Origin of the sequence: Paenibacillus sp. FSL R5-0810 (assembly GCF_038002285.1) — a bacterium.
GTDB classification, from domain to species: Bacteria; Bacillota; Bacilli; order Paenibacillales; family Paenibacillaceae; genus Paenibacillus_AQ; species Paenibacillus_AQ lactis.
The window spans coordinates 3,520,709-3,532,594 of the sequence record NZ_JBBOCF010000001.1; the positions used below are offsets into that span (position 1 = coordinate 3,520,709).

General features: G+C 53.3%; 8 protein-coding genes. 2 read left to right on the forward strand and 6 right to left on the reverse strand.

The features are described 5' to 3' along the window. The first annotated feature begins 226 nt into the window (after positions 1 to 226). Entirely contained in the window at positions 227 to 1,375 is a 1,149-nt protein-coding gene (locus MKX76_RS15985) for a HAMP domain-containing sensor histidine kinase (protein WP_341034163.1), read from the forward strand. A 249-nt stretch (positions 1,376 to 1,624) separates the two neighbouring features. Here the strand turns inward: MKX76_RS15985 and MKX76_RS15990 are convergent, their stop codons facing one another. Continuing rightward, a complete protein-coding gene (locus MKX76_RS15990; protein WP_341034164.1) occupies positions 1,625 to 2,923 on the reverse strand; it encodes an alpha-glucosidase/alpha-galactosidase in 1,299 nt (432 codons plus the stop codon). Positions 2,924 to 3,126: 203 nt separating this feature from the next. On the opposite strand from MKX76_RS15990, the gene MKX76_RS15995 reads away from it, so the two are divergent. Beyond that, positions 3,127 to 4,008: an AraC family transcriptional regulator gene (locus MKX76_RS15995; protein ID WP_213616005.1), complete on the forward strand. Its 882-nt coding sequence runs from the start codon at positions 3,127 to 3,129 to the stop codon at positions 4,006 to 4,008. A gap of 275 nt (positions 4,009 to 4,283) precedes the next feature. Here the strand turns inward: MKX76_RS15995 and pepT are convergent, their stop codons facing one another. The 5 genes from pepT to MKX76_RS16020 all read right to left on the reverse strand — a co-directional run bounded on the left by pepT (position 4,284) and on the right by MKX76_RS16020 (position 11,852). Then, positions 4,284 to 5,516, reverse strand: a complete 1,233-nt coding sequence (pepT, locus tag MKX76_RS16000) for a peptidase T (protein WP_213616090.1) — start codon at positions 5,514 to 5,516, stop codon at positions 4,284 to 4,286. A 550-nt stretch (positions 5,517 to 6,066) separates the two neighbouring features. Beyond that, complete coding sequence (locus MKX76_RS16005; protein WP_251537090.1) at positions 6,067 to 6,897, reverse strand: MBL fold metallo-hydrolase; 831 nt, start codon at positions 6,895 to 6,897, stop codon at positions 6,067 to 6,069. Between the two features lie 70 nt (positions 6,898 to 6,967). Further along, the gene (locus MKX76_RS16010) at positions 6,968 to 9,328 is read right to left on the reverse strand and encodes a glycoside hydrolase domain-containing protein (RefSeq protein WP_341034165.1); all 2,361 of its coding nucleotides are present in this window, start codon (positions 9,326 to 9,328) and stop codon (positions 6,968 to 6,970) included. A 12-nt stretch (positions 9,329 to 9,340) separates the two neighbouring features. After that, a complete protein-coding gene (locus MKX76_RS16015) occupies positions 9,341 to 10,942 on the reverse strand; it encodes an extracellular solute-binding protein (RefSeq protein ID WP_341034167.1) in 1,602 nt (533 codons plus the stop codon). Positions 10,943 to 10,994: 52 nt separating this feature from the next. Continuing rightward, positions 10,995 to 11,852, reverse strand: a complete 858-nt coding sequence (locus MKX76_RS16020) for a carbohydrate ABC transporter permease (protein WP_445669854.1) — start codon at positions 11,850 to 11,852, stop codon at positions 10,995 to 10,997. Positions 11,853 to 11,886: the final 34 nt, after the last annotated feature.

Genomic DNA, 11,886 nt, shown 5'->3' on the forward strand with positions numbered 1-11,886 from the left:
AGGATTTTGAAAGGTAGGCGTCGAATTTTTGGAGGGCGTTGATCATGAGCAAACGTGGAGGAATGGAATCTAATTATCCTAGCGAAGCAAGTAAAGGAGTGTTGTCTGCTGACTGTGATTAAGGATACTCTACTGCAGCTCTTATTTGCGTTAATGCCTTCCGTTGTCTACAACATCTATTACAGGAATCTGACCGTCAACTATTCCTTCCCGCAGCTTCATCATCATGATCTGTTCGCTTTGCCTGATCCTGTCCATGACCTTCGCTTCATCGGTGCAGGCTGGGCTGATCTTCGATATCCGCTATGTCATTATGTTCTTCGGCATCCTGTTCGGAGGGCTGACAACGGGCTGGATATTACTCGTCGAATTTATGATCTACCGGCTATACATCGGCGGCACCGGGGTGATCGACGCCATCATTATTCTTGTGATTACGTTTCCGCTATCGGTCATGCTCGCATCGGTGTATCAGAGAACGCGGCATCGGCTATGGATCGTTTTTACGGCCGGAATCAGCTTCTCCTTCATCCCGCTTACCGTACTCTACATCACGAAGCCTGATTACATTATGAACCAATTGGTATTTAACATTCTGGCCATCCCTGTTCAGAATTCCCTTGGCATCTGGCTGCTGATCACACTGTTCAACAAATCGGTAACCGACAAAGAGCTGTCCTTGAAATATATCCAGAACGAGAAAGCGGAGGCCGTCAATCATGTCGCCGCCTCGCTCGCCCATGAAGTCCGCAACCCGTTAACCACCGTCCTGGGCTTCCTGCAATTAATGAAGAGCGGAACCTTCTCTCCCGAAAAAATGAACCGGTTTCTCGAAATCAGCATGGAGGAAATCCGGCGAACCGAGCAGATTTTGTCCGAATATTTGTCCATCAGCAAGCCGGCCGCTTCGCTCCAGCAGCGACTTGAGCTTATTTCCCAAATGCAGGCCGTTGCCGAGGTTATGACCTCTTATGCGAATATGAATAATGTCGCACTTCACGTCCGCTGCCCCCAGACGCCGATCTTCATATCCGGCAGCACAGCGGAGCTGAAGCAGCTGCTGGTCAATTTCATTAAGAATGCCATCGAAGCCAGCAAGGACGTCACCAAAGGTACGGTGGAGATTTCGATTCGGGAGGAGCCGCCTCATGTCGTCATCCAAATCGAGGACAACGGAATCGGCATGACCGAGGAGCAGTTAAACCGGCTGGGCTCCATTTACTATTCCACCAAAATGAATGGAACCGGACTCGGATTAACCTTCTCCTACCAGGCCATCCGCGCGATGAACGGAAGCGTATCCGTCAGCAGCGAGCCGCTGTCCGGTACGACATTTCTAATCCGGCTGCCGATTGCAGAGGGGGTGAAAGGCTGATGGAGGCCGGTGCACCTTTCGGTGCTGCTGTGCTGATGCTGCTGTGCTGGTGCTGCAATGCTGTTGATCCAATATTTGGTGCTACAATGCCGGTGCTATACTCTATCAGTAAAAATGATACCGCCTTCTATTCCGAGCCCGCCCCGTCAATATAGAATGAGCAGCCAAACTCCCGTCTGCCCACGCAAAAAAGGCGGGAATACCTCCCGCCTCGCTTGCTATTTCTATTCAAGAAGCCTGTGATTTCGTTTAGTGGAATTTCGGCAGCCAATCGCCGTGCGCCTCGATCAGATCGTCGCACAGGCTCTTGATGTCGTCCATGGACAGCTCTGCCGCCGTATGCGGATCCAGCATCGCCGCATGATAGATATGCTCCTTCTTGCCGGTCGCAGCCGCTTCCAGCGTAAGCAGCTGGGTGTTGATATTCGTGCGATTCAGCGCAGCGCACTGCGGTGGAAGATCGCCCACGTAGGTCGGCGTCACGCCGCTCGCATCCACCAGGCACGGAACCTCGACGCACGCTTCCTTCGGCAGATTTGTGATCAAGCCGGTGTTCATCACATTCCCCCCGATTTTGAAAGGAACATTCGTCTCCATCGCTTCCAAAATATAAGACGCATACTCATGGGAGCGCTTGTGCGTCAAATCTTTATTGTTCACCAGCTCTTCGCGCATCTGCTTCCAGCCCTCGATCTGATTCACGCAGCGGCGCGGGTACTCGTCCAGCGGAATGTTGAAGCGCTCGATTAGCTCCGGATAATTCCGCTTAATGAAATACGGATGATACTCGGCGTTATGCTCCGAGGACTCGGTAATATAGTAGCCGAAGTTCAGCATCATCTCCAGGCGTACCATATCGTGATGCTTCTCCTTCTGCTTCTCGGCAGCCCGCCGCTTGATTTCCGGATAGAGGTCAACGCCGTCCTTCGTAACCTCGAGCAGCCAGGCCATATGGTTGATGCCTGCAATCTTGGCCTGCACGCCTTCCTTGTCCATCCCGAGATTATCGAACAGATGCGGAATGCATGCCTGCACGCTGTGGCACAGACCTACCGTCTGAACACCGCCGAGCGTGTTCATCGCATTGGTCAATACCGCCATCGGGTTCGTATAGTTCAGGAACAGGGCATTCGGACATACCTCCCGGATGTCGGCCGCAAAATCCAGCATGACCGGAATCGTGCGCAGGTTGCGGAATATCCCCCCGATCCCGACGGAGTCGGCAATCGTCTGTCTCAGCCCGTATTTCTTAGGAACCTCAAAATCGGTAATCGTGCATGGGTCATAACCGCCGACCTGAATCGCATTGATCACGTACTTCGCGCCCCGGAGCGCTTCCTTGCGGTCGCTGTAGGATTTGATGACGCAGGTGCTGCCGCTCGTCTTCTTTATATTATTCAGCATGTTCTCGGAGTCTTTCAGTCTTACGGGATCAATGTCAAACAAGGCAAGCTCGAACCCCTGCAGCGCCGGAGTCTGCATGCAGTCTCCCAGTACGTTTTTGGCAAAAACACTGCTTCCCGCTCCGATAAATGTAATCTTGGACATAATAACGCCCTCCTTAAACCCAATGTATTAATGCGCTTTCACATGAATAACTATATGTGATTCCTGCATCCTTGAATATGGAGCAAAACAAGGGCGATATGGACATTTGTCGTTTCATCCATTAATCTATGGGTGACTCTTAAAGATGCATTCAGGGCTTAAGATTATTGAACAAGGAATCCTCCTAAGGGGGCTGATACACGATGTCCATCCTGCCTGACCACTCCCTGTACGCGATCGGCATGAACCCCTCCCCGGGCGCCCATGACCTAACCATGCTGTTCAGCGGAGAAGGCATTCCGGTACCAAGGCACAAAATCGGACCGGCCATCCACGACTACTGCTTAATTCATACGGTGACCGACGGCGAAGGCATATTCGAATGTGCCGGCAAGGTATATCCCTGCAAGGCGGGCGATACGTTCATCATTCTTCCGGGCGTCCTGTTCAGTTATCAGGCGGACGACCGGAATCCATGGCACTATCATTGGGTCGCCTTTCAGGAGAAAGGGGCTCCCTTGCTGCTTGCGGATATGGGGATTACCGCCGCAAGACCGGTCATCCGCTGCGAAGACCCGGAGGAGCTGAAGGAGCTCAAATCCATGTACAGCCGCATTCGCCTCGGCTTTAATCAGTCGGATTATCCGCGGCTTGAGGATCTGCAGGGCTCGGCCTGGCTCCGATTGCTGCTGCACAAGCTTGCCATGCTGAATCAGCAGCACCTGCCTTCAAGGGAGCGGGATGTAGCTGATATTGAACGCGGTGTAAGGCAGGCGGAGCGCCTCATCTCGACGCAATATCACCAGCAGCTGTCGATCGGGCAGCTGGCGAGCACACTCGGTTACCACCGCGCCCATCTCTCGAAGGCCTTCAAGCAGCATACCGGGTTATCCCCGATGCAGTATCTGATGAGGGTGCGAATGGAGAAGGCGAAATCCCTGCTGAGGACATCCTTTTCGATTCAAGAAATCGCCTCTTCGGTCGGCTTCAATGATGCCCTCTACTTCTCCAAGCTGTTCCGCAAATGGACGGGCATGACTCCCAGCGAATACCGCAGCGGCCCGGGTAAAGGATTGTCTGGATAAGCGGAGCGGGGGCGGGAGTGGCAGGAGGACCGGCAATGGCCTGTCCAGCCCTGGGTCCCCGGCAAACGCAAAAAAGCCGCCGGGATGTTGCTCCCGGCAGCTTTGGCCTTGATAGCCTTGTCATGTTCAGGTTTGCCGCTTTGCTGTCATTTGTCAGCACTAAAACTTCCAGCTTGTTGTCATTGGTCAGCACTGAAACTCCCAGCTTGTTGTCATTGTCAGCTCTGCAGCTTCCGGCTTTGTTGTCATTGTCAGCCTGTGATTGCAAACCTGGCCTATGATCTTGCCTCATAGAGCTGGACAATCTCGACGATCGTTTGGACCGCCTGCACCATCGTGTCTGCGGACACGTATTCGTACCGCCCGTGATAGTTCTCCCCGCCCGTAAATATATTCGGCGTCGGCAGTCCCATGTAGGACAGCTGGGAGCCATCGGTACCGCCGCGGATCGGCTCGATGATCGGCCGAATGCCCAGGTTCTCCATCGCAGCCTTCGCAATCTCCACCACTTCGATCACCGGCTCGATTTTCTCGCGCATATTGTAATATTGATCCCGCATTTGCAGCACGATCCGTTCGGCTCCGTACTTCTGCTGAAGCTCCTCCACAATGGAAGCCAGCTTCGCTTTTCTTTCCTCGAAGCGCTCCCGGTCATGATCGCGAATAATATATCGGAGCTCGGTCAGCTCGACATCGCCCTCAATGGAGGTGAGATGAAAGAAGCCCTCGTAGCCCTCCGTGAACTCCGGCGCTTCCTCCGCCGGCAGCATGCCGTGCACTTCCATCGCAATTTTGGCAGCATTCACCATTTTAGCTTTGGCCGTTCCGGGGTGTACATTCTTTCCTTTGCATGTCACCAGCGCCGCTGCCGCATTGAAGCTTTCATATTGAAGCTCTCCGACCGGTCCGCCATCCATCGTATACGCATATTTCGCTCCGAAAGCCTCGACATCGAATTTATGCGGTCCCCGGCCGATCTCCTCATCCGGCGTGAACGCAACCCGGATCTTCCCGTGCTTCAGCTCCGGACGCTGAATCAGATACGACATGGCAGTCATAATTTCGGCAATGCCGGCTTTATCGTCGGCGCCAAGCAGCGTTGTCCCATCCGTCGTAATGAGCGTGTGGCCCTTGTAGTTAGCCAGTTCCGGAAAATCTCGCGGAGAGAGCACCACGTTCTGATTCGCGTTAAGTACGATATCTCCTCCGTCATAGTCTTCAACGATCTGCGGCTTTACGCCTGCGCCCGTGAAATCCGTTGCCGTATCCACATGCGCCAGGAAGCCAATCGTCGGGATATCCTTGTCCGTATTCGCCGGCAGGGTAGCCATGACATAACCGTTCTCATCCATCGTCACGTCCTCCATGCCGATCTCCTTCAGCTCGTCTACAAGCAGACGGCCCAGTGTCAGCTGGCCAGGGGTCGAGGGGCAGGTGTTGCTGGTTTCATCCGACTGGGTATCGATTTGCGCATATCGAATCAGTCTGTCGATCACTTCTTTTTTCATCATTCTCAACTCCCGTCATGCGTATTTCGATTTTGTACTGTCATATCGTAGCAATTGGACTTGCTGTGGATTGGATACCCGGCTCTTTGTATCTATATCGATATTCTTCACTATAAAGTGTCAGGCTAGCCAGCCATCCCTTCCTTAATCATCCATCATTATATCCAGTTGCCGCCGCTCAGGTCAATTTCACCAGAGGAGAGGGGATGACCTAAAAGATCTTAGATCTGGTGGGATGCCTTCTTTTTCTGTTAGGAGGCGCTCCGTTTACGAATCGTTCCTTCCATCGCTGCTGCCCCCAAATTTCGGCTTCAAACTTACGAACAGCACCAAGAAAGACTCGGAGACCGGAACAGCTACAGCAAATCGGACCATGGCGCCTCGTTCATGCGGATGAAAGAAGATCGCATGCGAAATGGCGGTGCAAGGATCACATCCTTAGCACCGCCATTTCTTCATTTGATACGTTTTTGATCTAAAAAACAATCTGTCGAGTGAATAGACCTACTATTGCATCAGCTCCCTCGAATACAATAGAACTCCTGCCCCCCTATGATTCAGGGAGGATATGAACCGTCAGTCCATCGAAGGCGCACTGGGCGCCGAATTGACCGACCTCTTCCGCCAATTCATGGTGCGGACCGACGGATTGGTGGGAGAAATGAGTCGCAATGAGCTGTGTCTGATCGGTAATGGCCCCGATGCGCTTCAGCCGTTCCACCATCCGGCCAAAGTCCGATCGATTGAGGTGCTCTTTTCCGGGAGGACGGTTCCAGATCGTCCCCTCCAGCACAACGGCGTCAAATCGGCGCCCCTGCAGCGATTCCCATACGTCTTCCTCGTAATACCCGCTATCCGATGCATATAGGAGTGAAGCCTTCCCATCGTCGATCAGGTAATTCATCGCATCGCCGATCCGCAAGTGATGGCAGGCTGCAATGGCCGTAACCGAATATTCCTTCAGCCGAACCGTTTGCCCCGGATGAATGATACGCCTTAGAATCCCGGCCCCCTGGTCATTCCCGCCGGTGTCCTCCCATTTCGTCCAAACGGAAGGCCCTGCAAGCATCGTCAGCTCCGGCAGCTCGGTTGCCAAACGAAACGCTTTGCCCCGCAGCATCAGATTAACGGAATCGAAATGATCGAGGTGGCTATGGGTGATCAATAAGCAGTCCAGGTCGCGCAGGGCAATGCCCAGCCCGGCACAGGAGGCGAAAATATCCGGCCCCAAATCGATGAGCAGATTATCATTGATTAAGACGCTCTGCCGCCGCCGGTTGTTATGTCCGCCGTTTTCTCTGGCATGCTCGCACGTCAGGCAGTCACAGAACGGGGAAGGAATTCCTTCCACAGCCCCCGTTCCCAGAAAAGTCAGCTTCATGCGTTCCCCTCTTTTTATCAAAATGGAGTTGCTAGGTACCCGATTGATATCCTGCTCCGCCACACCTGCCTCACGGTGTCATCGGATCCTGAGGCGCGGCGGAAGTAAACCGGAAGTTGTCGAAATACAGGGTCTGCGGAGCCGACTGGCGCCACATCCAGATCTCAATGCCCTTGATCCGGCTGAGGTCCAAATTCACCTGCCGAAGCGGAATGCTAACGGTTTCGCCGCTGCCTGCGCGAATATACTGCATGAAGGTATCATCGCTTTTCCCGTCCAGCTGATGGAACTTGACGTAGAATTGTACCGTCTCGCCAGGATTGAACACGTCGAACTCCAGCGTCTCGAATGCCGACCAGTCGCTGCTGCGGAATCCTTTCCCTGCATCAAACAACCGCAAATTCGGAAAATTCACGTTTGCCGAAAACACAGCCTTCATGGAGTAGGTCCCCTCGGTGACATTCACCTTGGCGAGATCGGTATCCACCGTCTGGGATGTGAAGCGGTTGATCGCTTCATCGGTTTCGGCATCGTTTAAAGCGACCGTATACGGAGCATGGGTTTCATAAACGACAAGGGTCCGATTCACGGTTTTGGACGATCCGTCCTTGCTCACGACGATATCCAGCTCTTGGGCTCCGGGATCCAGGCTTAGCACCAGCGAAAATTGATCGTGCTCTGCTCCCTCAGCGGTTATCGGCGCTTGCTGTCCGTTCACTGTTACCTCCGAGCCTTTCTCCGCATAGATCGAAACCTCGCGGCTTCCGTCCGCTGGGCTGCCGACCGTAACCAATACCGGCGCACCCTCCGAAGCGGTAACGATCTCCTGTGCAAGCTCGCTTCGTACCTGCATCACCTTCTCGGGGTTCTCTTCGAAGGTTTTGATGTTCTCGTACAATCGGTCATAGAATGGGCGCATCGCATCCCGATACGGGAAGGCGTCCGCTATGCCCAGCTTCGAGGCAGCTTCACGCAGCTTCTGCTCATACAGCCACAGATACTCGTAATCCTCCATGCTCTCGCGGAGCACTTCCAGACGGATCGTGCCAATCGGGCCGTCGACGCCTACTTCCGTTCCGGGATAAAACAAATATCCATCGCCGTTCGCCCCGGGGAATGCCAGCGGATCGGTCCATACATCACGGCTGACGTATTTCTTCTGCGCGGCATCATACTTCTGGAACTGGGTCGTCGCCCAATATAACGTGCCCTCCACGCCGTGATCGCGCTGCATCCAGGTTAACAGCCGCGTTCCGACCAAGTCATCATCCAGATGATAGGAAGGGAACGGATGCTTCGGCTTCACATAGGTGTACCACCAGACCGAATCGCCGGCGGCCTGCCGCTCCTTGGCGAAAGCCTCATCGAACTTTTCAATATCCGCTACCCAAATATCCACATCCCCGACTAATTCATCGACCGGCTGAATCGTAACGAGATGCGGAACATCGGGAGCCGCCTGTTCGAGAGCATCGTTGATCTGCTTCACACGGGCATATTTATCGCGTGTCGGTTCATCGATCTCGGACACATAATAATACGCTTTAGACAGCAGGCCTGCCTCCCTTAAACGATCCACCAGCTGCTTGTTCCGCTGTATATCCGGCTGCCCGTCAGCCGTCCGATAATACGGCAAGCGGTAGGCGGATATTCTCGGATCGTTTACATACTTTGGCGCCCGTTCAACGTAGCTGTCGATGTCGGAGTCCGGAATCGGCAAGTATCCCGGCGTCAGGCGGTGCTCAACGGATGCGTAGTAGTACTTCTCGATGTACTTCCATGCCTCCTCGCCCACGACATTGCCGTGCGCTTCCTGAACCGGTCCGCCCCAGACCCCGAAATTGGTTTTGGCGTGGCTCTCATCGGTAAGCTCGAAATCCCATACGGTGAGTTCGATTGGGATTCGGACCGGATTTCCTGTTTCGTGCAGTGTCATTTCTCCAGTATACGTACCGGGATGCTGCCCTTTGGGCACATAGACTTTGAACCAGATCCCTTGATTATGTCCTTCGGCTACTTCCAATTGCTGATTCAACGGGATCAAGGCATCCGGATACCAGCCTTCCGGATAAGCCGGCGTTGTGGAAGTCTTTACTTCAATGTAATGCTGTTTGAACAATTGAATATGCTCTCGGCCGATTTTGGCGCTTCCGTCCGTAAGCTTCAGATCGCTCATGGATACCTGCAGCTTGCGTAGTGGTTGATTGGCTTTCACGATGACCTGGCCGCTCTCATATTCATTGCGTGCGGCTCCGATCCGAATGCTGGAATTGGGCTCGCCCGGAAAAGCCTGATCCCGCATCACCTTCTCCGTATTGGTCGGCACCCAAACATCGAACAGGTCGCCCTGGCTAGCCGCGGCCGAACCGGGCAGGAAAGACGTCAACAGCAGCATCACCGACAGCAGAGACAAGCAAGCCTTTTTCCACATCCTATCGCCCTCCTACTCGGCCTTGTACCGATTATATGCGGCTGTATAGATTTCGAGATACTGCGACAATCCCATTCTCTCAATGGTGCTTACATATTTATCCCATTCGCTGAACGGTACATCGCCTACAACAAATTTGGCCGTCATTTCATCAACATACTTATTGATGTCCGTATGAAGCGGCGTGAACTGGGTAAGCTCCTCCTGGGTATACGTAAACTGCGGCCATACCTCCTCCGGCCACTGGCCTTCAACTTTCGCCGCGGCTGCGAGGCTTGGCTCTGTCGCTTCACCGGCCTTGAAGGTTTTGTCCGTCAGCATCGCCGGGTAGAACCCGCCTGCCCATGAGACGAATTTTGACTGCTCCTTCAGCGCTTCCTCGGTATATTCAATCGAACCGTCAGGGTTCTCTACATAACTGACATCCTTCACGCCCATGAAGAACAGCTTGCTGCCCTCCTCGCTGTAGAAGTGGTCAATCCAGCGGACCGTCGCTTCCGGATGCTGATTTTTATCGGTGATGACAAAAGCCCCGACATCGATCAGCGGAGAACGCGCTCTTGAGAAAATCTGGTCGCCGTAAGGTCCCTTAAGCGTCGGAGCCCCTACAAAATGCTCGATCGTTACCCCGCCAATCGCATGCGGACTGTTGGTTTCCGCGGAGCCGACAAGCCCTTCATCCATCAGAGCGTTCACCTGTGGACCTTCGATGGTCATGATATCCTGAACCATGAGGCCTTCCTTGTACAGCTTATTCAAGTATTCCAGCACTTCTTTGTATCTCGGATCGGTAGGGATGAACCGAAGTTTACCGGACTGCGGATCCATATCCACCCGTCCATGAATGTTCCCCCGGTTGCCGAGCCCCCACGCTCCCTTCAGTTCATCGAGCAAGGATCCAATGCCGCTTGCGGCATACGGAATTTCGTCCGCTTTGCCGTTCTTGTTCGGGTCCTGGGTCTTGACCGCCTTCAAGTATTCGTAATATTCGTCCGTCGTTTCGGGCTCCTTCATGCCGAGCGCGTCCAGAAACGCTTGGTTGTACCACAGCTTGGTTCCAATAAGCACCGATTTAAAGTTCGGGTCATAAAACGTCGGGAAGGAATAGATGTTGCCGTCAGGCATCGTCATTCCTTTCTTGACCTCCGGATGCTCCTCCAGGAGCTTCTTGAAATTCGGCGCATACTGGTCGATCAAATCATTAAGCGGAATAAAAATGCCCTGGCCTCCATAATTCATCAAATCATTCGCAGACAGCCGCGCCGTGTGGAAGGCATCCGGATAATCGCCGCCGGAGAGCACCAGATTCCGCTTCTCCGCCAGACTCTCTGCAGGCGTCAATTGAAAATCGACTTCGATGTTCGTCTGCTTGGCATATTCCTTCCATACCGGGAGCGAGTTCCAGTCCGCTGGAGCCGAAGCGGCTTTCCCTGCGAAGAACGTAAGCTTGATAGGCTCCTCCACGATCGGAAACCCTGTGGGATTTACAGCCGTTTGCTGCTTAGGCTGCTCCTCCGCCGCCGGCTTTCCTCCGCTGCCGCAGGCGGTTGCCAGACTTGCGGTCAACACGCCTGTGAGCAGGACTTTAGTGAACCGCTTGAAATGATTCCCCATATTTTCTCAGACCTCCACTTTTCGAAATATATTGCGAAACAAGAGCCGTTTTCTAACCCTTGAGAGCGCCGATCATCATACCCTTGACAAAATACTTCTGAAGGAACGGGTACAGCAGCAGTACAGGTAAATTGGCCACTATGACGATGGCGTATTTAATCGCCTCGGCCTCCATCAGATGCTTCTGCACCGATAAATCCATGCTTCCGGCCATCTGGTCCACTTGGGATTTGATCAGGATTTCCCTTAAGAACAGCTGCAGCGGGTATTTATCCCGATCATTCTGATAGATGAGTGCGTTGAAGTAGGAATTCCAGTGCCCCACGCTGTAAAACAAAATCATAACCGCGATGATCGGCATGGAGAGCGGGAGCACGATTCTCCACAGCGTCTGCATATTGGAGCAGCCGTCGATCGAGGCCGATTCCTGAATCTCATTCGGAATGGAGGTCTGGAAGAAGGTGCGCATGATGATGATGTTCCACACCGATACCGCGCCCGGAATGATCAGCGCCCACATCGTGTTGATCATCCCGAGGTTTTTTACGAGCAAATACGTTGGGATGAGGCCGCCGCTGAAAAACATCGTGAATACGATGTAAGCCGTGATGACATTCCGACCCGCGAAATCTTTGCGCGATAACGGATAGGCTGCAAATATGGTCATAACCAGATTGATTGCGGTGCCCACCAATGTGTACAGCAGCGTGTTCGCATAGCCGGTCCATATTTCCTTATTCGCAAAAACCAGCTCGTAGCCGATAAAGGACAAATCCTTCGGAAACAGCCACATTTCTCCTCTCGATACGGTGAGCGGGTCGCTGATCGAGGCGCTGACGACAAAAATCAGCGGATACAGGACAAGCAGCAGGATAATGGACAGCAAGATATAAATTACGATGAGTGTCATACGATCCTGGACGGATTCTTTCACCCTGATCCCC

Bases quoted from the DNA above. Each gene is read 5' to 3' on its own strand.
- MKX76_RS15985 (WP_341034163.1), top strand. From the start codon at position 227: ATGATCTGTTCGCTTTGCCTGATCCTGTCCATGACCTTCGCTTCATCG.
- MKX76_RS15990 (WP_341034164.1), bottom strand. From the start codon at position 2,923: ATGTCCAAGATTACATTTATCGGAGCGGGAAGCAGTGTTTTTGCCAAA.
- MKX76_RS15995 (WP_213616005.1), top strand. From the start codon at position 3,127: ATGTCCATCCTGCCTGACCACTCCCTGTACGCGATCGGCATGAACCCC.
- pepT (WP_213616090.1), bottom strand. From the start codon at position 5,516: ATGAAAAAAGAAGTGATCGACAGACTGATTCGATATGCGCAAATCGAT.
- MKX76_RS16005 (WP_251537090.1), bottom strand. From the start codon at position 6,897: ATGAAGCTGACTTTTCTGGGAACGGGGGCTGTGGAAGGAATTCCTTCC.
- MKX76_RS16010 (WP_341034165.1), bottom strand. From the start codon at position 9,328: ATGTGGAAAAAGGCTTGCTTGTCTCTGCTGTCGGTGATGCTGCTGTTG.
- MKX76_RS16015 (WP_341034167.1), bottom strand. From the start codon at position 10,942: ATGGGGAATCATTTCAAGCGGTTCACTAAAGTCCTGCTCACAGGCGTG.
- MKX76_RS16020 (WP_445669854.1), bottom strand. From the start codon at position 11,852: ATGACACTCATCGTAATTTATATCTTGCTGTCCATTATCCTGCTGCTT.